At 69.1% G+C, this 21,815-nt stretch carries 18 protein-coding genes and 1 pseudogene; 13 read left to right on the forward strand and 6 right to left on the reverse strand.

The genetic code is table 11. From position 1 onward, the window contains the following. Window positions 1-2 precede the first annotated feature (2 nt). Both NQU54_RS24825 and NQU54_RS24830 read right to left on the reverse strand, forming a co-directional pair. Window positions 3-1,397: an MFS transporter gene (locus tag NQU54_RS24825; RefSeq protein WP_257633049.1), complete on the reverse strand. Its 1,395-nt coding sequence runs from the start codon at window positions 1,395-1,397 to the stop codon at window positions 3-5. A 137-nt stretch (window positions 1,398-1,534) separates the two neighbouring features. Beyond that, the gene (locus tag NQU54_RS24830; RefSeq protein ID WP_257633050.1) at window positions 1,535-3,037 is read right to left on the reverse strand and encodes an aldehyde dehydrogenase family protein; all 1,503 of its coding nucleotides are present in this window, start codon (window positions 3,035-3,037) and stop codon (window positions 1,535-1,537) included. A gap of 191 nt (window positions 3,038-3,228) precedes the next feature. Between NQU54_RS24830 and NQU54_RS24835 the strand changes: the two genes are divergently transcribed. The 5 genes and pseudogenes from NQU54_RS24835 to NQU54_RS24855 form a co-directional block, all read left to right on the forward strand. Then, window positions 3,229-5,103: a helix-turn-helix domain-containing protein gene (locus tag NQU54_RS24835; protein WP_257633051.1), complete on the forward strand. Its 1,875-nt coding sequence runs from the start codon at window positions 3,229-3,231 to the stop codon at window positions 5,101-5,103. A gap of 292 nt (window positions 5,104-5,395) precedes the next feature. After that, the gene (locus NQU54_RS24840; RefSeq protein ID WP_257633052.1) at window positions 5,396-5,530 is read left to right on the forward strand and encodes a hypothetical protein; all 135 of its coding nucleotides are present in this window, start codon (window positions 5,396-5,398) and stop codon (window positions 5,528-5,530) included. 321 nt (window positions 5,531-5,851) lie between these two features. Next, window positions 5,852-6,703: an isocitrate lyase/PEP mutase family protein gene (locus tag NQU54_RS24845; RefSeq protein WP_257633053.1), complete on the forward strand. Its 852-nt coding sequence runs from the start codon at window positions 5,852-5,854 to the stop codon at window positions 6,701-6,703. Window positions 6,704-6,824: 121 nt separating this feature from the next. Next, entirely contained in the window at window positions 6,825-7,892 is a 1,068-nt protein-coding gene (locus NQU54_RS24850) for a bile acid:sodium symporter family protein (protein ID WP_257633054.1), read from the forward strand. Between the two features lie 333 nt (window positions 7,893-8,225). Continuing rightward, window positions 8,226-8,666 (forward strand): annotated as a pseudogene (locus NQU54_RS24855) (nucleotidyl transferase AbiEii/AbiGii toxin family protein); the annotation flags it as partial. Between the two features lie 571 nt (window positions 8,667-9,237). On the opposite strand, the gene NQU54_RS24860 reads toward NQU54_RS24855, so the two are convergent. Further along, the gene (locus NQU54_RS24860) at window positions 9,238-9,429 is read right to left on the reverse strand and encodes an acetolactate decarboxylase (protein ID WP_306279022.1); all 192 of its coding nucleotides are present in this window, start codon (window positions 9,427-9,429) and stop codon (window positions 9,238-9,240) included. Between the two features lie 532 nt (window positions 9,430-9,961). Between NQU54_RS24860 and NQU54_RS24865 the strand changes: the two genes are divergently transcribed. From NQU54_RS24865 to NQU54_RS24895, 6 genes are all read left to right on the forward strand, one after another. Then, window positions 9,962-12,274, forward strand: a complete 2,313-nt coding sequence (locus tag NQU54_RS24865) for a xanthine dehydrogenase family protein molybdopterin-binding subunit (protein WP_257633055.1) — start codon at window positions 9,962-9,964, stop codon at window positions 12,272-12,274. Further along, window positions 12,271-13,203, forward strand: a complete 933-nt coding sequence (locus tag NQU54_RS24870; protein ID WP_257633056.1) for an FAD binding domain-containing protein — start codon at window positions 12,271-12,273, stop codon at window positions 13,201-13,203. Before NQU54_RS24865 ends, NQU54_RS24870 begins: the two co-directional genes overlap by 4 nt. Then, a complete protein-coding gene (locus NQU54_RS24875) occupies window positions 13,200-13,682 on the forward strand; it encodes a (2Fe-2S)-binding protein (protein WP_257633057.1) in 483 nt (160 codons plus the stop codon). Before NQU54_RS24870 ends, NQU54_RS24875 begins: the two co-directional genes overlap by 4 nt. Window positions 13,683-13,730: 48 nt before the next feature. Continuing rightward, window positions 13,731-14,720 carry an amidohydrolase family protein gene (locus tag NQU54_RS24880; RefSeq protein ID WP_257633058.1) on the forward strand — a complete coding sequence of 330 codons (990 nt, stop codon included), beginning with the start codon at window positions 13,731-13,733 and terminating at the stop codon, window positions 14,718-14,720. Window positions 14,721-14,820: 100 nt separating this feature from the next. Further along, window positions 14,821-15,978, forward strand: coding sequence for an FAD binding domain-containing protein (locus NQU54_RS24885; protein ID WP_257633059.1), 1,158 nt, complete (start codon window positions 14,821-14,823; stop codon window positions 15,976-15,978). Window positions 15,979-16,461: 483 nt separating this feature from the next. Then, window positions 16,462-16,728, forward strand: a complete 267-nt coding sequence (locus NQU54_RS24895; RefSeq protein WP_257633060.1) for a DUF305 domain-containing protein — start codon at window positions 16,462-16,464, stop codon at window positions 16,726-16,728. 331 nt (window positions 16,729-17,059) lie between these two features. Here NQU54_RS24895 and NQU54_RS50200 read toward each other — a convergent pair whose 3' ends face one another. Both NQU54_RS50200 and NQU54_RS24905 read right to left on the reverse strand, forming a co-directional pair. Further along, complete coding sequence (locus NQU54_RS50200; protein ID WP_372506013.1) at window positions 17,060-17,224, reverse strand: hypothetical protein; 165 nt, start codon at window positions 17,222-17,224, stop codon at window positions 17,060-17,062. A 409-nt stretch (window positions 17,225-17,633) separates the two neighbouring features. Next, window positions 17,634-18,608: a hypothetical protein gene (locus NQU54_RS24905; RefSeq protein WP_257633062.1), complete on the reverse strand. Its 975-nt coding sequence runs from the start codon at window positions 18,606-18,608 to the stop codon at window positions 17,634-17,636. A gap of 66 nt (window positions 18,609-18,674) precedes the next feature. On the opposite strand from NQU54_RS24905, the gene NQU54_RS24910 reads away from it, so the two are divergent. Together NQU54_RS24910 and NQU54_RS24915 are read left to right on the forward strand one after the other, a co-directional pair. Next, on the forward strand, window positions 18,675-19,067 hold the full coding sequence (locus NQU54_RS24910) for a hypothetical protein (protein WP_257633081.1): 393 nt from the start codon (window positions 18,675-18,677) through the stop codon (window positions 19,065-19,067). A gap of 100 nt (window positions 19,068-19,167) precedes the next feature. Beyond that, the gene (locus tag NQU54_RS24915) at window positions 19,168-19,353 is read left to right on the forward strand and encodes a hypothetical protein (RefSeq protein ID WP_257633063.1); all 186 of its coding nucleotides are present in this window, start codon (window positions 19,168-19,170) and stop codon (window positions 19,351-19,353) included. An 814-nt stretch (window positions 19,354-20,167) separates the two neighbouring features. On the opposite strand, the gene NQU54_RS24920 is transcribed toward NQU54_RS24915, so the two are convergent. Continuing rightward, entirely contained in the window at window positions 20,168-21,547 is a 1,380-nt protein-coding gene (locus NQU54_RS24920) for an alpha-amylase (protein ID WP_372506014.1), read from the reverse strand. Window positions 21,548-21,815 lie beyond the last annotated feature (268 nt).

Below are 21,815 nucleotides of genomic sequence, written 5' to 3' on the forward strand. Positions count from 1 at the left end.
GTCTACATCTCCTTGCTGGTGATCGGCCTGGTCCGCGGCTGCGCCTGGACCGGGTCGGGGGCGATGGGGTCGCTGGGGAGTTCGGCTCCACGTGTCTCCGGTGCGAAGGCGAGACCGGCCACGGCGATCAGTCCGACCGCGGCGACACATGTGGTCGCCAGGCCCAGGTCTCCGCCGAACCACGAGGCGGCGATGACGCTGGCCACCAGCGGGCCGGCCGCGGTGATGAGCCGCCCGACGCTGTTGCACAGGGCCATGCCGGTGGCTCGCACACTGGGCGGGAAGAGTTCGGGGCCGTAGACGAAAGTGCCCGACAAGGCCCCGAACAGGCCGAATCCGACGACCGGCAGGGCGAGCAGGAACTCGCCGTAGCCGTGATGGAAGGGAAAGAGATAGCAGACGCTCACGGCGGAGACGGCGAAGCTGATGGCGAAGGCCTTGCGCCGGCCGAACGCGTCGGCGAGGAATCCCCACGAGGCGTAGCCGAGGACGCCGCCCGCGTTGAACAGCATCGAGGCGACCGCGACATGGCTGTTGGCCGTGCCCGGGGACAGCGCGTCGTCGGCGGCGACCTGGCGGATGATCTGGGGATACCAGGTCGACACGCTCCAGAAGGCGATCAGCGAGCCGGTGGCCAGCGCCGTGCAGACCGCCGTCCTGCTCAGCAGCGGCGCGGCGAGCAGCCGGCGCAGGACGAACCGGTCCGCCTCGGTGACCTGGCCCTGCGACTTCCGTATCCGGCGTGCGGCGATGGCGCCCCGGATCTCCGGGGGCTCGGGAACGTAGCGGCGGATGAACCACACGAGGAGGGCGGGCGCCACCGCGATGCCCATCATCAGCCGCCAGCCGTGGTCGCCGAGCAGCTGGTAGGCGAGCGCGGCGATGAAGAAGCCGGCCGCGTAGCCGGACATCATCACGCCGCAGGCCCGTGCCCGGTGGCGGTTGCGCCATACCTCGGCCACCAGCGCGGCCCCGACCGGGGCCTCGACACCCGAGCCCAGCCCGGCGACGAATCGCAGGGCACCGAGTTGCCACCAGGTGTCGGCGAACGCCGCCAGCGCGGTGAACACCGCGTAGGTGACGATGCCGGCGGACAGCACCCGGACCCGCCCGAAGTAGTCGGCGAGTATGCCGAACAGGAGCCCGCCGACCGCCCAGCCGGCGAGGAACAGAGCCACGGTCAGGCCGCCGTAGAACCCGATGTCGTCGAGGTTCACCGCGATCCCGCTGTGCGGCAGCAGTTCGGTCATGGCCGGGCCGAGGACCAGTGCGTAGAGGCTTCCGGCGAAGCCGTCCAGGGCCCAGCCCATCGTCGTCCCCAGCAGGACGAGCCATTGCATTCGGGTGATCTCCGCGCGCCAGCCGCGAGCGGGCCGGGCGACCTTTGTATTCGACATGGGCGGGTCCTTCGTTGGACGTTGCCGGACAGGAGTCGTCGTGGGAACGAGGGGGAGCCCTGGGGAGGGAGAGGGGAAGGGAGGGGGAGCCCTGGGGGGAGAGGGGAAGGGAGGGGGAAGCGCCGTGGGACAGCCGGTCAGTTGAGACGGCCGGGCTCGGTGCTGCCGTACCAGTCGACGTCGTCAGCGGCGGTGCGCACCACGACGGTCTTGATCCAGGTGAAGTCGTCGAAGGACTCCTGGCCGGCGTCCCGTCCGGTGCCGGACTCCTTGACCCCGCCCCACGGGAGCGACGGCTCCAGCCGATGGTGATCGTTGACCCACACCATTCCGGCGGTGATGCGGTCCGCGACGCGGTGACCCCGGCCGATGTCTCGGGTCCAGACGCCGGCCCCGAGACCGAAGCGGTTGTCGTTGGCCATCGCGACCGCGTCGTCCTCCCCGTCGAAGGGCACGACGACCGCGACCGGTCCGAAGATCTCCTCGCGTGTGACGGTCATGGACATCGTGGCGTCGGCCAGTACGGTGGGTTGCACGTAGTAACCGGAGCCGAGTTCGGCCGGCAGGTCGGGTACGCCCCCGCCGGCGGTGATCCGGACGCCCTCCTGTGCACCGGTCGCGATCAGACGCAGGACCTTGTCCCGCTGGACGCTGCTGATCAGCGGCCCCAGCTGGGTTCCCGGCTGCGCGGGGTCGCCGATCCGGATCGCCGACGCCCGTGCGCTCAGTGCCTCGACGAAGGCGTCGTAGCTCCCGCGCTGGACGAGGAACCGCGAACCGGCGACACAGGACTGGCCGGCCGCAACGAAGGCCGCGAACGCCGCCCCCTCGGCGGCGACCAGCGGGTCGATGTCGTCGAAGACGACGATCGGGGTCTTGCCACCGAGCTCCGCGGTGACGCGGGCGAAGCGGGCCGCCGTGGCGACAGCCGCGGCCCGTCCGGCCTCGGTGCCACCGGTCAGCGTGATCTTGGCGATGTCGGGATGCCCGGTCAGCCGTTCGCCCACCTCGCGCCCACCGGTGACGACCATGACGACGTCCTCGGGCAGTCCGGCGTCGCGCAGGATGCCGATCAGAGCCAGTGTGGTCAGCGGCGTCATTTCGGAGGGCTTGATCACCACGGTGTTTCCGGTGGCCAGCGCGGCGGACAGACTGCGCGCGAGGATCAGCAGCGGATGGTTGAACGGGGTGATGATGCCGCACACGCCGAGCGGTGACCGACGCTGGTAGGTGAGGTACGGGCCGTCGCCGGGCAGGACCGCGTCCCGCTGGGCGGCCAGCAGGCCCGCGTTGTAGCGGAACCACTCCGGGACGCGGGCGAGCTGTGCCCTGGTCTCGGTGATGGGACGGCCATTGTTCCGCGTCTCCAGCTGGAACAGCGTCTCGGTGTGTGCCTCGATCGCGTCGGCGAAGCGCAGCAGGTGCCTGGCTCGCTCACTGCGCGGCATGCGGGGCCACGGACCGGAATCGAAGGCCGTCCTCGCCACCTCCACCGCCTTGTCCACCTCGGCCACCGTGCTGTCCGGGACGGTGCGTATCACCTCGCCGGTGGCCGGGTTGATGATCGCCCTATCGCGGCGAGCGACGCCGTCGGCCGGCGGCGCGGCGGTGTCAGGGCGCTGGGTGTCGGTCTGGTTCATGGGCTGTCCTTATGACGGGCACAGGGCTGCACGTTTCGGCGCGGCAGGGAAGGGGAGCCGTGTCCGCGCCCCGATGCAGTGGTGTGCGGTCGAGTATGGGGACACGGTTCACGTATCTCTATGTCCGGGGAGATATATTCAAGCCTGATGTATGTCTTCAGTGACACTCTCGTCCGTGCCATGCTGAGTACATGTCGACGCTGTCACGGGAAGGTGCGGGCCCTGCCCGGTCGAGCGGAAGCGAGTCGCACGCCGAGCTGCGGCGCTGGCTCGAGGCCGTGCAGGCATTGAGCTCCGCGGTGAGTTCCGGACGAAGCCTGCGCGAGGTCCTCGACCTCGTCGCGGACACGGCGCGGTCCTTGCTGGGGTTCGACTTCTGCGGAGTGTTGATCCCCGACGGCTCCGGGCGGAACCTCGTGATCGAAGGATGGAGCGGACTGGCGGCCGAGTATGTGGCGCGCGTCAACTCCGACCGTCCGGTGCGGTTGCGCGGGAACGGTCTTCACCACGCACCGTCGAGTCAGGCATTTCGGTCGGGTGAGCCCGTCGCGGTGCGGGACATCGCCCGGGAGCCGCAGTTCACGCCATGGGGCGGGGTCGCGAAGGAGCAGGGTTACCGGTCGATGCTCTCGGTGCCTCTGGTTGCCGGCAGCGAAGTGGTCGGCACGCTCAACAGCTACCACTCTGTCGCCCACGACTTCACCGATCACGAGATCGAGCGGCTCACCTTGCTGGCCAATCACGCCGCGATCGCGCTCACCTCGGCACGGATGGTCAAGGAACTCCAGCAGCTGACCACCTCGCTTCGCGGCCAGCGCGACCTGCTGACGAAATCAGAACGCATCCACGAACGCCTCCTGGCGGTCGCGCTCCGGGCCGGCGGGCTCGACGGCATCGTCATGACGCTGGCGGAACTCGTATCGCGGCCCGTACTTGTCGAGGACGCGCGGGGCACCGTGCTCGCCCTCACCGGCCCTCTCGCGGAGTTGCCGGGCGCCGACGTCCGAGCGGCGCTGCCACTGGAGGAGGATCGGTCCGAGCCGCACATGCTCGGCACCGGCCTGGTCCGCGAGCATGGCGGCCATGTCGCTGTCACCGTTCGGCTGGCTGGTGAGGTGGTCGCCCGGCTGTGGCTGCCGCGCGGTGCTGGGGGATTCTCAGCACTTGACGAACGCGCCCTCGAACACGCCTCGATCGTGGTATCGCTCGAGCTGTTCCGGTTGCGCACCGGAACCGAGGTCGAGCACCGGCTGCGCGGCGAACTGCTCACCGACATCCTGAGCGGTGCCGCTGCCGAATCCCGCCCGCTGCGGGAGCGCGCCGACCGACTGGGGCACGACTTGTCCCGGCCCCACGCCGCCCTCGTCGGCCAACTCGAGGTGGCGACCGGATCCCGGCGTCCCCGTGCCTACCAGCGAGCACTGACTCTGGTGTCCGAGCTGGCTGCCACGTACAGACCGAGACCCCTGGTCGCGATGCACCAGGGAGCGATGGTCGCGCTCTGGCCCCTGGACGGGGTCCGTACGGGAGCGGCAGCGGGCGCGACCGGACAGGCGGAGCCCATGGGTGCCGTCGCCTCCTCGATACGCCGCGCGATGGCTTCGGTTCCGGGCGCCGAGGGGGCAACTGTGGCGGTGTCCGCCACCGAGCGACAGACCGTCCGGCAGGCGTACCGGACTGCCCGCGGAGCACTCAACGTGGCGCTGCGCACGGGGCGTTCCGACATCGTTGTGACGCCGGACGACCTCGGCGTCGCGGGTCTGCTCCTGCAACTCAACGACGCCCGGCAGCTGGTGGCCTTCGCCGACCGTACCTTGGCGGCGGTTCGGGAGCACGATCTGCGGCGTGGCACTCATCTACTGCGGACGCTCCGCGTCTATCTGGACAGTGATCTCGGCAGGACCGAGGCCGCACAGAGGCTCAACGTCCATCCCAATACGGTGAGCCAGCGCCTGCGGCGGATCGAAGTGGTGGCCGACATCGACCTCTCCGCTCCGACAACCATCGTGGAGGTCAGTGCGGCCCTCCTGCTCCTGGATGTCGCCGAGGGCGGACAGCCGGCCTGAGGGGGCGAAGCAGCCGCAAGGTGGAATCAGCTGTCGTCTCCCTGTGTCGTTGCGACACGAATCTCGCTTCGACCAGCAGTGCCCCGTACGTGTGCGTGCCCAGACCTGTTGCCGGACCTGGTGGCCGTCCACGCTCAGGAGCCTCACTATCGTCGGCCGCGGGGGCGATTGGGGACGTTGAGGTGCTGCGCTCCGGAGCCGTCGAGCGCCTGGGCCGCCTGTGCGCCGGAGGCCGTCCCTTCCCGCGGACCCTGGACGTCCCGGCCCGGGCCGCGGCGGAACAAGCCTTTGTATGAGCGCGGACCTGGCCGGCCGCGTACCAGGAGACTACCGGCAGTGTCTCTTCACCGAGCTCGCCATGGCGGTCGACGAGAAGCGGGCGGGAAACGGGCTGGGGACGTGCACTCCCGGCTTCAGCAAGCCATAGCACTGCCCCGGCGCGGCGCCAGCGCATCGGCCTTGAGGCCATCCCAACGCGACGGCCAGTTCCATGCGTGTACGCGCTTCAGCGCACCGAACCGGTGTCGGGTGGTGGCCATATTCGTATTGAGATCCCCAAGGGATGGTTGTGATAAGGCAAAATTCCTTTTACTGTGCCGCCACTGCACTGAACAGCACAGGCCGGGCGCCCCGTCCGACGAAGGGCGCCCGGCCTGCCTGGTGCGGAACACGCCGTGCGGCCATGGCTTTCGCAGGCAGACGGCCGCAATAGCGGAAAGCCCACGCAACCAGTTCCCCGGAGGGTACCGTGAGCCACCCCAATCGGCTACGTCAGGCAATCAGCGCAGGCGGCACCACGCCCCTGATCGGCGTCTTCGATATGTTCTCCGCGTCCGTCGCGGCCCGGCACTACGACGGAATGTTCATCTCCGGATTCGGCTTCGCCGCGTCCCACTACGGCCTGCCCGACATCGGCTTCATCGCCTGGCCGGACATCACCGCCTTCGTCCAGCGCCTGCGTCTGGCCTTCCCACGCCAGCACCTGCTCGTGGACATCGACGACGGCTACGTCGATCCGGAGACCGCGTGCCATGTCGTGCAGAGCCTGGAGGCGATCGGCGCTTCCGGCGTCGTCCTGGAGGACCAGAAGCGCCCGCGGCGCTGCGGACACGTCGACGGCAAGCAGGTGCTACCGCTGGAGGAGTATCTGGAGAAGCTCGACATGGTTCTCGCCGCGCGCCGGGAGCTCATCGTGGTCGCCCGCACGGATGCGACCGAGGAGGGCGAGATCCTGCGCCGCGCCAAGGCACTGGCGGCCACCGACGCCGACGTCGTGCTCGTGGACGGAGTGCGCAGCATCGAATGGATCCACAAGGTGCGGCGCATCATCGGCGACAAGCCCCTGCTGTTCAACCAGATCGCCGGCGGCAAGTCGCCCCGGCTGTCGTTGAGCGAGTTGTCGGAACTGGGCGTCGATGTCGCCATCTACAGCACCCCCTGCCTGTTCGCGGCGCAGACCGCCATCGACCGGGCACTGACCAAGTTGAGGGAGGCCGACGGCCGCCTCCCGCAGACCGGTCCGGACACCGTCGGTGTCGCCGAGTGCCTAGCACTGCTGGAGAAGAACATCAGCCGCCACCACGAGCACGTCCCCTCCTGACATCCGGGGCCGACAGGGGGACCGCGCCCCGCGACGTGAGCCGCCCGCGGTCCCCGGTCCTTCCCGCGCCCGGCACCAGCCGGGCGCGGGTCCCACGCCATCGGATTCAAGGCAGGAGCGCATGTTCCGGACTCTCACCCGCGCCGCGCGCGGTCTGGCGCGCCGCGTCGACTGGTACATCGTCGCGCTGTTCGGCGCCATCGGCGTCGCCACCCTCGCTCCGGCCGAGCGACAGGCGGCGGAGATCGTCTCCTCGCTGACCCAGGTGGCGATCGGACTGCTGTTCTTCCTCTACGGAGCCAGACTCTCCCCGTCGGCCGCGCTGGAGGGCGTACGGCACTGGCGGTTGCATCTGCCCGTCCTGGCCCTGACGTTCGTGGCCTTCCCGCTGGTCGCGCTGGCCATCGCCCTGCTACCGGATCGGATGCTCGGTGCCGAGCTCACCGCCGGTGTGCTCTTCCTGGCCGTGCTGCCGTCCACCGTCCAGTCCTCCATCGCCTTCACCTCCTTGGCACGCGGCAACGTGGCCGCGGCCCTGTGCTCGGCGTCGTTCTCCACGGTGCTGGGCGTTGTCCTCACCCCTGCCCTGGCGGTCCTGCTGATCCAGCGAACCGAGGGCGGCGGCATCCCGTTCGGCTTCGGCCAACTTGGCGACATCGTCGTACAGTTGCTGCTGCCGTTCCTCGCGGGGCAGGTGGTACGGCGCTGGATCTCCGACTGGCTCGGCCGGTACCGCGGCCTGATCAGTGTCTGTGACCGGGGTTCGATTCTGCTGGTGGTCTACTCGGCGTTCAGCCGGGGTATGACCACCGGCATCTGGCAGCGCGTGTCGTCGGCGCGGCTGATGCTGCTCGGCGGGCTGTGCGTGCTGCTGTTGTGTGTCGCCCTCCTCCTGGCCGACCGCTGTGCGCGGATGTTGCACCTGTCCCGGGAGGATCGGGTGACCGCGGTCTTCTGCGGCGCCACCAAGAGCCTGGCCAGCGGGCTGCCCATGGCCTCCGTGCTGTTTCCGGCGAGCCGGGTCGCCATGACCGTACTGCCCTTGATGCTCTACCACACCCTCCAGCTCGTGGTCTGTGCATGGCTGGCCCGCCGCTGGCCGACCGCCCTCCGCAGCACAACGACGCAGTCCACTCCCCACACGCCCGCTCCGGCCGTCGGCCCCCGCTCCGACCCCCCGGTCCACTGACTCCCTGGTTTTCCCGGCAGCTCATGCCGGGTGCACCACGAACGGACCGAAGCACATGTGGAGAAGGCCGCCACCTTCGACCCCAATGAGCCTGGTCGGGAGGACTGGCCCGACCACCTGGCTCCGTAGGCGCGGTTGCACCAGCGGCAGGACGGCACCCGGCCGCCGGACGAGGACGCCCTCAAGGACCGGTCTCGCGTACGCCACCCAGGAAGGGGGGAAGGGGCCCCGCCTCCATCGTGTCCCGCGGCGAGCTGGAAAATCTCAGTCGCATCGCGGGGATGGACAAGGCCCTCCCCAGGTGGAGGACCACCCCAGGCGGAAGACCAACCGATGGGCGTCCTGGCCGGGTGCGGGCCCGGGACGGCCATCGGCACCCCCTACCCCCTGGTCATCACCGGCGGGTACGCCGTCCAGGCGCACGGCCTGGTCGACCGGCTCAGCCAGGACCTCGACGTCGCCACGGAGAACCCCGCGCCCATGGCGGAGATCACCCGCACTCTCACCGCCGGGCTGGCCGAGCGCGGCTGGCACGTGAGAGAGGTGGGCGTGGACCCGCTCTCCGGCCGTCTCGTGGTCACCGATCCCGCCGGCGGTGAGCAGTGCGAGGTCGACATCCTCAAAGAGGCGTTCTGGCGCCCACCCGCAGCGACCGAGTACGGCCCTGTCCTCGCCCTGGACGACGTCATCGGCACGAAGCTGCGCGCGCTGGCCGGCCGCGGGGCTGTGCGTGACCTCATCGACGTCCACGCCGCCTCCCGCCTCCATACCAAAACCGGTGGCCGATGCAGAGGAAGAGGTCGCCGAGCTCTCGTTCGCAGGCCGCGTCCGCATGTTCGTCGATCGCGGTGGGAGGCTGTCCGTATCACAGCCCAGCCATTTCCCCGATCCACTCGTTGGAGGGGCGGTCCGGCAAGACCGCCCCTGACACACCACCAGCCGACTACGCTCCGGACGACGCCTCTGACCAGGCCAGATAGCGAAACGCTGCTGGAGTACCAACCTCTCTCGCGACACGTGGGCCACTGCGACGGCCCCTCGGAGGGGGTGCGTCTGCGTCGTGTGGGCGGCGCGGGACGGCCAGCGCTGGGTGCGCGCGGTGGCCGCCGCGACCCTGGCGGCGGGCGAGTTGGTGCGCCGGGCGAGGCGTACGGGCCGGAGCCGGAGCCCGAACCAACTCGACGATTCAGACGGCTGGAGATCTTCAAGTGTCGGAGTTATTGCTGCGTGGGCTGGTGACGGCTGCCCCGCCTCAAACGGATGCAGTACCGCCCCGCCCTCCTCGCCGGATTCATCGCCAAGACCGGCCTGATCCAGCTGCCGTAACGCCGACCTTTGAAGGTCTCTAGCGGTAACAGGATCCGCCGAGAATCACCATCTCCCCGTCGAGATGGTTGAATGTGCCCACGCCGAAATCACCGTGCCGGAGCAGCTCGCCGATTGTCACGTCGCCGTCGTACATGCCATCGATCAACGCCCCCCATCGTCGAGGTCTGATAGATCTCTCGCGTGCGCTGCGCATCATGGCGACCGTCATGCGTCCCATCGGCGAGAGGCACCGTGGGAGGTTTCGGGTGGACGCAAGTCGGCCAGCTTTCCGGGAATTGCTGCGCCCGGTGATGCGCGCGGCGCGTGCAGCCCTAGTCGTCGCAGGTCACCACCGGTCCGACGCTCATGCTGTAACGCACCGGCCCTGAAGAATACCTTCACTGGAAGATGCGCCGGGCGCATCGTGGCCCATATGGCCGCGGATCCGGGCCGGTGATGGTTGTGTCGGCACGGTTGAAGTAGGCGTTGATCACGGTGGCACGACGTTCTGGATTATCACGTCGCCTTCGCACACGCCGTCGATCAAGGCTCGCGTCGTCGAGGTCTGACAGATCTCGACGGGCGCGCTGCGCGTCATGCATGCGCTTTGTCTTGAACCGTGCCTAAACTTGGGTGATATCGGGTTCTTTGGGCTGTCGCATTCTCGCGGTGTGCGGCAGACGCCGCATAAGAACGCCCACATCCTCAGGGGTGACCGCCGGTTGGGCCCCCAGCAACTCGAGCCAGCTAGAGGTGCACCTGTGTATCAATGGACGCGGCGCGAGGACGAAAGACTGCTCACGGGGAAGGGCCGCTATGTCGCCGATATCGAAGTGCCGGACCGTCTTGACGCTGTGTTCGTGAGAAGTAAGGTCGGCCACGGTGCGCTGCGCGCGGTGGACTGCCGCGCGGCTCGTGAAGTGCTTGGCGTGGTGGGCGCCTGGTCCGCCGCCGACCTCATGGACATGCCCCCGTGCGCCCACTCGGCAGCTACCCTGCAGGACCTGCCTCCGGTTCCGCATACCGTGCTGGCCAAACTGTCCTCGGATGAGGCGGTCGTCGGCCGCGAGTGGCCCGCGCTGGTGAAGGAACGCGTGCGCTACGCGGGCGAGGCGGTCGCGGTGGTCCTGGGGGAGGACCGGTACCGGGCCGAGGACGGGGCCGCCGAGGTCACCTTCCAGGTCGACCCGCTGCCCGCAATGGTGACGCCGTCCGCCGCTGCCGCGGATTCGACCCTGCTCTTCGAGGGACTGAGCAACATCGCCCTGCGGGGAGAGGCTGGCAAGCCCATCGAGGACAAGGTGTGGCAGGACGCGGCCGCGGTGGTGGAGGCCCGGTACCGCCAGAACCTCCTGATGCCCACCCCGATGGAATGCAGGACGATCCTCGCCGTCCCGGAGGGCGACCGGCTGACGGTCTGGTCGGGGCACCAGATGCCCCACCGGCTCCGGCGCGAGCTGGCGGCACTGCTGGGCTGGTCGCAAGAGCAGGTACGTGTGGTGGTCCCGGACACCGGCGGGGCGTTCGGGTCGAAGAGCGCGTCCTTCCCGGAGTTCGTCATGGTCGCCTTCCTGGCGGTCAAGCTGCGGCGGCCTGTCCGGTGGATCGAGGACCGTCTGGAATCCATGCTGGTCGCCACGCGAGGCCGCGGCCAGGACCAGCATGCGCGGCTGGCCGCCGACGCTGACGGGCGGCTTCTCGCCTACGAGCTCCATATCGACGCCGATGTCGGTGCCTACCCTCACCTAGGGGTCGGACTGCCGATGCAGACCGCCTGGATGGCGACCGGCGCCTACTGCACCCCGCAGGTCCATGCGACCGTCCGCTCGATCCTCACCAACACCATGCTCACCTACCCCTACCGGGGCGCCGGGCGGCCGGAGGCGGTGATCGCGCTGGAGCGGTCCATGGACACGATGGCCCGTCGGCTGGGTATTGACCCGGCGGAGCTGCGGCGCCGGAACTTCATCCCGCCCGAGAGCTTCCCGTACACGACTCCCACCGGCCGGACCTACGACAGCGGCGAATACGCACGCGCGCTCGATCTGGCGCTGGAGACTGTCGAGTACGACATGTGGCGGGCCGAACAGGCCCGGCGCCGGACGGACCCGACCGCCAAGCCTCTGGGAATCGGCTTGTCCTGCTATGTCGAGCGCTCCGGTGGGGAGCCGGGTGGCCTCCACGAGTTCGGCAGCATCGAGGTCGGCACGGACGGCACGATCACCGCGCGGTGCGGCGCCGCTTCCAGCGGCCAGAGCCACGAGACGGTGTTCCCCCCGCTGGTCGCCAAGACCCTGGGAGTGGATGAACAGCGCGTCCGGCTGATCGAGGGCGACACCGACGAACAGCCCCAGGGTCTGGGCTCCTTCGCCAGCCGAACCGCGCAGGTCACGGGTGCGATGCTGCAGCATGCCTCCCAACTGGTCATCGAGGAGGCCAAGCAGAGGGCCGCGAACCTGTGGGATCTGCCCCTGGAGCAGGTGGAGTGGTCCGACGGCACGGTACACGCGGCCCAAGACGGTTCGGCCGCCATGGACATCAGCGAGCTGGTCAAGGCCACCGGGCCCCTGCGCGTGGAGGACCGCTTCGAGACGGGGATGGAGTTCCCCTTCGGTACCCACGTGGCGGTGGCCGAGGTCGACCCGGAACTCGGCACCGTGCAACTGCTGAAGGTGGTGACGGTCGACGACTGCGGTGTGGTGCTCAACCCCGACATCGTCCACGCGCAGGCATTCGGGTCCGCTCTGCAGGGCATCGGCCAGGCACTGTACGAGGCCATCCCCTACGGCGACAACGGAGTTCCCATACTGGCCAACGGCCTGCTGGACTACCTGCTGCCGACCTATACCGAGCTGCCACCCATCGAGGCCAAGGACACCTGCACGCCGAGCCCGAGCTCCCCGCTGGGCGCCAAGGGCGCCGGCGAGTCGGGCTGCATCGGCCTGCCGGCCGCGGTCGTCAACGCCGTGGTCGACGCACTCCAGCCGGCCGACTGCGACCTGCTGCAGATGCCCCTCACCCCGGATGTGGTGTGGCGAGCGGCCCGAGCCCCGAAGCTGGAGGAGGCCCGGTGAAGCCCGCCGCCTTCGATTACGTCGTACCCCGCACCGTGCCCGAGGCCGTCGACGCTCTGGGGAACGGGGGCCGCAAGGCCCAGGTCCTGGCCGGCGGCCAGAGCCTGCTTCTAGAGATGCACCTGGAGCGCATCCGTCCCGACCTGGTCGTCGACATCAACCGCATCCCGGAACTCGACGACATGCAGATCACTGACAACGCCCTGCGGGTCGGCGCCCTCATCAGGCACCATGTCTTCGAGTCCGAGCAGGCCGTGCCAGGTCCGCTCGGCTCGTTGTTCTCCCTCGCTGTCGTCAACATCGCCCACCCGCCCATCCGGTCCCGGGGAACCATGGTGGGCAGCTTCGGCTGGGGACATCCCGCGTCCGAGTGGTGCGCCATCGCCATGGCCCTGGACGCCGACATCCGGCTGCAAGGACCCGAAGGCGCCCGTACCGTCGCGGCACGCGACTACTTCCACGGTCCCCTCAAGACCGCCCGCCGCCCCGGAGAGCTGATCACCTCCGTGCGGTACCCGCTGCTCGCCGAGCGCACCGGCGTCGGCTTCATCGAGCATCGACGTACGCATTTCTGCTTTGCCCAGGTAGCCGTGGCGGCCGTCCTCATCGTGCACGACGGAGTGATCAGCGAGGCACGCATCGGACTGGTCAACTGCGCCGACCGGCCGCTGAGGGCGCACGCCGCCGAGCAGGCCCTGACCGGTGTCGGGATCGGACCGCCGACGGACGGGTACCGGCTGCCCGAGGACCATCCGTTCACCCGGGCGGGTCGGATTGCCGCGGAGCAGGACGCCGCACCTCTGGCGGAGCCGTACGCGGACCTCGAATACCGGCGGCATGCCATCGCCGTGGTGGCTGCCAGGACACTGTGCCAGGCGGCGAACGACCACCGGTCTCGCGTCGGCAGGACCAAGGGAGACAGTCAATGAAGATCACCCTCACCGTGAACGGGGAGGAGTTCCCGCTCGACGTGGAGCCTCGGCGCATCCTGGCCGACGTGCTGCGGGAGGACTGCGGGCTCACCGGTACCCACCTGGGCTGCGAGCACGGTGTGTGTGGCGCCTGCACCGTGCTCGTGGACGGTGAGGCAGTACGCGCCTGCCTGATGCTCGCCGTGCAGTGCGACGGCGGGTCGGTCCGGACCGTGGAGGGACTCACCGGTTCGGACGGCGAGCCCAGCGCGCTGCAGCGCGCCTTTTCCACCGAACACGCGCTGCAGTGCGGCTTCTGCACACCGGGATTCCTGATGGTGGCCGCCGGGGCGCTGGAGGCCGACTCCACCCTTGCCGATCACCCCGAGCGCGTGGACCATATCGTCGGATCCAACATCTGCCGATGCACCGGCTACGAACCCATCCGCCGCGCGATCATGCGGGCAGCGCAAGAACAACAGCAGGCCACGACCTGACCCTGCCGCACGACGACCCCACCGGCAGGCGTCGGTTGAGGAGCAGACATGGCTGTAACGGGAAGCGTCCGCGCCGGAGTCATCGACGTCCACGCGCACTGGCTGCCTCGGGAACTGCTCTCCCTCCCGCCGGGCTCTCCCCTGGGCGGCATGAACGACCGTGACGGAGAGCTGTACCTGGGCGGGAACCCGTTGTTCTTCCCCACCGCGGCGATGACCGACATCGACGCGGTCGTCACCGACACGCTGAAGGTCGGCCTGGGCGCCCGCGCCGTCTCAGCGCCACCCTTCGCCTTCCCCGTCCACACGCCGTCAGAGGCGGACGACTACGTCTCGGCCTACAACGACCGGCTCGCGGAAGCTGTCTCCTCCTCCGCCGGCACCCTGGTCGGACTCGGGCTGACCCGCGTGGACAACGTGGACGCCGCCCGTCGCGAGATGACCCGCTTGACCGCTATGGAGGGCATCGCAGGTGTCGCCGTCCCGCCCCTGGTCCAGGGGCAGTCCTACGGCGACGGTGTCATGCGGGAGGTACTGGCTGTCGCCGCCGAAGCGGACCTGGCCGTCCTCGTCCACCCGATGCAGCTGCCACGGCCGGAGTGGAAGGACCACTACCTGGCCAACCTGATCGGCAACCCGGTGGAAACCACGACCGCCGTGGCATCGGTGATCCTCAGCGGAGTCATGGAGGAACTACCGAACCTGCGCATCTGCTTCGTCCACGGCGGGGGCTGCGCACCGTCATTGCTCGGGCGATGGGAACACGGATGGCGGTCACGGGAAGACGTACGCCAGGGGAGCGGCCGCCCGCCGACTGACTCGTTCGCCAAGCTGTACTTCGACACGGTCACCCACGACCCCCAGGTACTGCGGCTGCTGACAGCCCATGCCACACCGGATCGCATCCTGTGCGGGAGCGACTATCCCTTCGACATGGCGCAGCCGGCCCCAGTCCGCTTCCTTCTGGATCACGGCCTCGACGCCAGGACGCTCGAAGCGAACGGCCGCGCATTCCTCGGCATCCACAGCCCTGCCTGAGGGTTCTCCCGCTCTCTCTCCTCGGGCACTCGGTTGCTCGAGGGGAATCCGATTCCGAAGGCCCGCACTCGCGAGGCGGCGGAGGTGTGTGATTCCAGAGATGAATGCCTTCACAACGCTGGTCATCGGCGGATCCGTCGGCGGCCTGGCGGCGGCGCATGAGCTGCGGGCCGTTGGCGCGGAGGTCGCTGTGTACGAGCGGTCGGTGGGCAAGACGTCCGCCCGCGGCGCCGGCATCGTCATGCAACCGGAGACCGAGGCGCTGCTGAGCCGCCTGGGCGTACCAGCGCAGTCGGTGAGCGTCGAACTGCACGAGCGCCAGCAACTGCACACGCATGGCAAAGCCGCGCGCTACGAGGCTCCACAACTCATGACCGCATGGGACACCCTCTACCGTGCGCTGCGAGAACCCCTCGCCGGAATGTGCTACCGCCTGGACAGCACACTCACTCGCGTACACGTGGACGGCCACGACGTCACCGCCGAGTTCTCCGACGGGTATACCGCGCGTGGCAACTTCCTGGTGGGCGCCGACGGAATCGGGTCGGCCGCCCGCAAACTGCTCGACTCCGCCACCCGCCCTATGTACGCCGGCTACGTAGCCTGGCGTGGTCTGGAACCCGAATCCGCGCTGCCGGGTGATCTGCTGGACCTTCTCTCGGGCCGCTTCACGTTCTTCACGTCGAGCGGAATGCAAATGCTCTGCTACCTGGTTCCCGGCGCCAACGGCGAGCGGGAAGAGGGCTCACGGCGCGTCAACTGGGTCTGGTACGTGAACGTCGCCGAGCCGAACGTGCCGAAACTCCTCACCGGCCGCTCCGGAAGACGCTTCGCACACTTCCTGCCGCCGGGCGAGTTGCTACCGGAAACCGTCGAGCAGGTCGCGCACCAGGCAGACGCCTCGCTTCCACGGGCCTTCGCCGAGCTGATTCGCCTGTCGGACGTCTTCATGCAACCGGTGCTCGACCTTCCCCCTCGGCGCATGGTGGCCGACCACGCGGCATTGATCGGCGATGCGGCGGGCACGGTCCGGCCCCACACCGCCTCGGGGACGTCCAAGGCGTTCGGTGACGCCGCAGGCCTGGCAACAGCCCTGCGAGGGTGGACCCTGACGCAGCCGCTTCCCGCCGCCGAACTGGAAAACTGGGAGGCGCGGCGCCTCGACCGCCTGCTCAGGTTGTCCGAGATCGGGCTCGAGCTGGCAGAGAGATCCACGTTGGGCGCACGCGTGGGCAGCCAGTTCTTCACATCGGATTGACCCCGAAGGCCGCGTCCCGGGAAACAACCCGTTCCAGCTTCAGTGGTTGTTGTCGTTCCGATCTTCAGGGGTGTGCGTCGAACGGGAGTCTCGATCGGGTGATCGCAGCTGGTCGCGGGCATGAAGGCAGGGCCTCTTGGCAGCTCGGGGCGCGAAGCCATCCGAGACCCAGGAGACCCTGTTGCCGCAGTTCTCCGTGCTCGCGCCGGGGGAGTTCAACTCGGCCTCTCCGCCGTGTGATTGTGCCGCCCATCGGTTCGGGAACGCAACCGATCACCCGGAACGTGTTCGGCGGTATCCGTCGGACATGACGGACGCGGAGTGGGAGACGGCCCGGCCGCTGTTGCCGGTGCCGGCCTGGCCGTGCGGCCGGGGCGGACAGCCGGAGGGTACTGCCGCCGCACGATGCTGAACGCGATCCGCGTGCGGACACGCGGCCATGTCCGGCTGGCTGAAGTCTTGGGGCGAGAAGGGCCTCGCGGCATGGGGGGCATGGACCACGGCAGCGCCTCGCCCATGCCCGGCATGATGGACGACCAGCAGATGAACGAGATGAAGCATGCCTCCGGCAGGGCATTCGACACCATGTTCCTGACCATGATGATCAAGCACCACGAGGGCGCCGTCCAACTGGGCAAGGCCGAGAAGAAGCAAGGAGCCTACGGCCCCGCCAAGGCACTCGCCGACGACATCATCACCACCCGGACCGCACAGATCATCCAGATGCGGAAGATGCCCGGGACGGATTGACCCCGGGTACGGGAAGGCGGCACCTGTGCGGACCAGCCGGGCTCAGGGGGAGGAGTCGGATGGCGCGCACCGAGTACCCCTGCCCGCGGCGGATCCCGGCCGCCGCGCAGCGCCTCGTGGAGTGTGGAGTCCCGGGGGCCCTGAAGGTGGTCGGCGAGCAGGCCGGGCACGTCGGTGGCGTGCGGCTGCTCGGGAGCCTGCTCCTGGTCCTCGATGTCGGTGGCCACGACGCCAGGTTCCTCCAGGACATCGCCGATACCGCGGGCGCCGGCCGCGTCGAGCACACGGCGGATGGTCTTGGGTGCGACGTCGTACTGCCGGGCGAGCCTCTTCACCTTGGCGTCCTTGGCGTACGCGTCGACGACGTCGGCCGCCTTGTCCTCGCCGAGCGCGGCCGGGCGCCCCAGTGTCTTGCCCGCGGCTCGGTGGCGGCGACGCCTTCCTTCGTGTTCTCCGAGATCAGGTCGCGCTGGAACTCCAGGACCCCGGCGAGCATCGTGACGAACAGCTTGGTCTGCGGGTCGTCGGCCGCGAGATCGAAGCCGGACCATGCGCCGGTCGCGATGTGCGGGTGCAGGCCGCGCCGCTGGAGGACTCCCGGATCTGGATGACGTCCTTGGCCGAGCGGAACAGCCGCGCGGCATCCGCGATGCGGATGGTGACGCCGACCGCTGCTTCGTCGAGCAGCGTGCGGAACCCCGATTGCGTCCCACTGCGGGCCGCCGACGGGCGTTCGGCCGGGACGGAGACCGACGCGGCCGGCCTCCCGCTGTAGGCGGCCCGGTCGCTGTCCCCTGGAGACGGACAAAGCCAACTGACCCCTGCCCTCCCGGTGCTCAGGGAATCACGACGGCCGCCCGGCTCGATCCGGGCGGCCGTCGTCTGCTCGTCGTGTGCAGTGCTGGTCAGCCGTCAGCGGCGCGGGGGAGGCCGTCGTCCAGGACGATGCGGATGCTCTCACCTTGCCCGGCGACGTTGGCGAGTTCAGCCGCGATGCGGTTGTAGGAGGTCATGGCCAGTGCCCAGTCGCCCTCCAGCGGGGTGGCGGTGGAGCGGGTGTTCCACAGCTCGATCAGGAGGGCGATGAGGGAGCGTCCGGACAGGACGGTCAGGACGCGGCCTTCCTTGATGTTCTCGACATCGACAGCGGGAGGGATGCGGAAGTGGCTGTGGCCGACGGCCAGGGCGGCGAGCCACTCCCAGGTATCCCGGTGCGTGATCAGTTCCGCGGAGGCCACGCCGGCGGCCTTCAGCAGCAGGACCCCATGGGCGATCCGCGGATCCTCCACGCCGGCGGATGCCTGCGGAGTGGGGGCGGAAGGCTGTGCGGCGGAAGTGCCGGTGCCCCGGTAAGCGGCCTCGATGGCGTTCTTGAGAGCGAGGTCCTGGTCCTGGCTCCCGGCCTCGGGCTGCGGCCGGCGCTCAGTGTCCTCCATGGTTCCCCCCGGTGAGTCGGTGTCGGATGAGACGGGTGGCTGCGCCGCGGCGGGGGCGGCGGAGCCGTAACCGGCATCCACCCCGGGCTCCGGCGGCGCAGTCTCCTCGGGATGCGTCTGCGCGCCATCGCCGGACTTCTCGCCTGCCCCCTCGGCCGGCGCGAGGGGCCGAAGGACGCCGACGAGGTCCAGCAGTTGCCGGAGTTCGCTCCGCGTGTCGTTCAGGTCGCTGATCATCCGGTCCTGGCGTCGACGTACCTCCCGGTTCTCCTCGCGCAGTCCGGTGATGCCCCCCTGGATGAGTTCCAGGATCTTCAGGCGGCTCTGCGTGAGGTCCCCGTGCAGTGCGGTCAGCCCGACCGTCGGGTCATCGAGACGTTCGAGTTGCTTGCGTATCGCCTTCAGTTCCTCCATCGCGTCACCGAACGCGTCTTTCCACCTCACGTGACCCCCTTGTTACTCCGAGCAAGCGACCGCCCATAGCTCCCCGTAAAAACGTGGCGTGACACGATGGTTTCCAGCCCTTCCCGGCGGGCCCTGGCGGCTGGTGCGGATGTACGACAAGTTCCGCAGTCGACGGAGAGGTCTGACCGGTTTGCGACGTTCCGTGGCAGGGCACCCGAGGAGGTCCGGGACGGTACCCACGTATACCGGTGGGCGGTCGGCGCCCCGGAGTTCGCCCACCGCGGCGATGTGCTGCTGCGCCCGCTGCCGGAGGGCCTGGCGCCGGGGTTCCCGCACGGGCCGCTCACTGTGCTGGACGGTGACGGTTCCGCGTACAGCGTGGGCGGGATCTTGCTGGACCGCCCGGCAGCCAGGTTCCCTGAGCTGGTGGAGCGTCCCCTGAAGCTGACCGGACCGGACCGGGCCGGGGCCTTCGCGGCTTCTGCCAGGGTGCTGTGACCGGGAGTATCGGCCACCCGGTCTGTTCTGAGACAATCGGGCCTGAGGCGGTCCGCAGAGACATGATCTGGAACGACGACACGCGAGCGAGGGACCTCGGATGCCTGAAGATCCGATCGGCCAGGAGATGGCCCGCATTCTCAATGAGAAGCTGCAGCGGGTGATCGACAGGCAGGCCGAGCAGACGATCGCGCTGGCCAACCATACGGCGGCGTTGGACCGGCTGGAGAAGGGGCAAGAGGAGCTGAAGGCGCTGCTGCGGCAGCTTCTTGAGCGCGATGGCTGATGCTGCCTGACGCTCCGGCCGAGCTCTGGCAGGCATGGCCGATCGCGGTGTCGCGGAGCCGCATGCGATGATGCGCGGCCACGCTCAGTGCCTCAACGCGCTCCGTGAGACGCAGGTCGAGCATGAGGAGACGCTTCGGCGACATGGCCGGATGGTGGAGCGGCTGGCTCAAGTGGTGGGCGGTCTTGTGACCAGCGCTGACCAGCTCACCGAGGCGTCCCCGCCAGCTGAGCGAGACGGCAGGCCGGCGCCAGACCGGGCAGTCCACCATCACGGCCCGGCGGGATGGCATGCCGCGCACACGGAATGATTCACGCAAGTCCTGTGAGCAGCGGCCGGGCTGGGGCGCCCGCGACGTAGTGACCGCAGAGGAACGCTCTCACCTGACTTCGGCACCGCACCCGCACCTTTCTTGAGCTGACGCCTTCGTACGCGCCGGAGAGGCATTGGACGCCGTAGTTCCGGCATGGCCGGTCCCGGACGTTGGAGCGGTCGGTCGCGCGGATGCCCCTTGACGGAAAGCGGTGTGGGACGGGCCGCAGGCCCACTGGATTGACGCGTGGTGGCGGCGGTCAGCCGCTGCACGGTGATGGACCGGGGGCGAGCTCGTGAGCGTCGATCATGGCTGTGTGGCGGGCGGCGCGACGTGTGCGTCGGTGATCGGTGGCTGACGAGCCACGGGCCTATCGGCGGTCTCCGGCACAGCCGCGGTCACGGTAGTCAGCTGTTCGAACTGAATGGGCGGCGCGGCCCGCCTGAGGGCGGGCCGCGCCGTGACGTAGGTGAGCGGAGAGTGTGCTGGGGTGCTTACAGGTCAGCTCTTGGCGCCGATGTGCAGGGCCACCGTGCTCTTGGCGGGTACGGTCAGCTGTGCCTTGCCGTCGTCGCCGACGGTCACGGTGTTGCCGTCGCAGGCGCCCGGTGCTGCCTTGGCGACGTTGCAGTACGTCCCGGCGGGCAGAGAGGTCGCGAACGTCTGCGTGAGCTCGCCGTCCCCGGCGTTGATCGCGACGAAGCCCCGGTCGCCGCGACCGAAGGCGATCGCGCTGGAGCCGTTGTCCCACCAGTTGGTCAACTCGGCCGAGCCGACCGCGTTGCGGAAGCCCACCATTCCGGTGATCTCCTGCTTGGCGTGCATGTTGGTCCAGCCGTCGCTGCCGCTGGGCGGCCCGGCGTCCTTGTCGGACCACTCGTAGCCGGAGAAGACGTTCGGTGAACCGTAGGGCGAGGCGAGCATGAAGACGTTCGCCATCGTGTACGTCGCGCCGTCCTTGTAGGTCAGCGTCGACCCGTTGCGCTCGGTGTCCCAGTTGTCGACGAAGGTGCGGGCCTTGTCGCTGCTGAGCTTGCCGTCGGCGACGGATTTGAGCTGGGCGACGCTGCCGCCCTGGAAGGCGCTCTTGAGGTGGCCGCCGTAGCGGAACTCGTCGACGTCACCGACCCCGGTGTACTCCTCGGGTTGCACCGCCTCGCCGCCGCCGTGGATGACCTCCGAGACCCAGAAGCCCGGGTTGCTCATCTTGCCCTTGATGGCCGCCACGTCGTCGGCCGCGATGTGCTTGGCGGCGTCGATGCGGAAGCCGTCGACGCCGAGCGAGCGCAGGTCGTCAAGGTACTTCGCGATGGTGGTGCGGACGGCGTCGCTGCCGGTGTCCAGGTCGGACAGACCCACCAGCTCGCAGGTCTGGACGTTCTCGCGGTTGCCGTAGTCGGAGATGTCCTTGCGGCAGGAGTGGAAGTCCTGGTCCTGGTAGTAACCGGGGTAGGAGTACTTCGTGTACTGCGTGCCGCCGGTTCCGGTGCCGGACCCGGACGACATGTGGTTGATGACGGCGTCGGCGATGACCTTCACACCGGCTTCGTGGCAGACGGAGACCATGGACGCGAAGGCGTCCCGGTCGCCGAGCCGGCCCGCGATCTTGTAACTGACCGGCTGGTAGGACGTCCACCACTGGTTGCCCTGTATGTGCTCCGAGGCGGGCGAGACCTCGACATAGCCATACCCGGCAGGGCCGAGTTCGTCCGTGCAGATCTTGGCCACGTCGGTGAACTTCCGCTCGAACAGCGTGGCCGTGACGGCCTTTTCCCCGGGGGGCGCGGCTTGCGAGGTCGCGGGGGAGAAGGCGGCGAGGCCGGTGGTGACGAGCACTCCGGTCAGGGCTCCGCCGATGGCGCGGAATCGGTGGTGCAACATGCGGCTCCTTCAGCGTTCGGGCGCGGTGAGGGACGCGCTCTCGGAGGCAGCCACGCGCCTGGCTGCCGTGGGGGGTTCCGCGACGGAGCCTGCCTTTCCTGAGTGGTCACGTCAAGGAGCCATGCAAGAAGTTTCAGCAACATGCGCAACGGCTGCCAGTGGAAGATGGCGCACTCGTCGAGCGCGAAGCGGGCCTTCTGTGCCCGCGAGAACGGCGGGATCCGCGGCTACCTCCGGCGGGCGGAGGTGGCGGGCTGCCTCGGAAAGG

The sequence above is a fragment of the Streptomyces malaysiensis subsp. samsunensis genome (genome assembly GCF_024519315.1).
Lineage (GTDB): Bacteria > Actinomycetota > Actinomycetes > Streptomycetales > Streptomycetaceae > Streptomyces > Streptomyces malaysiensis.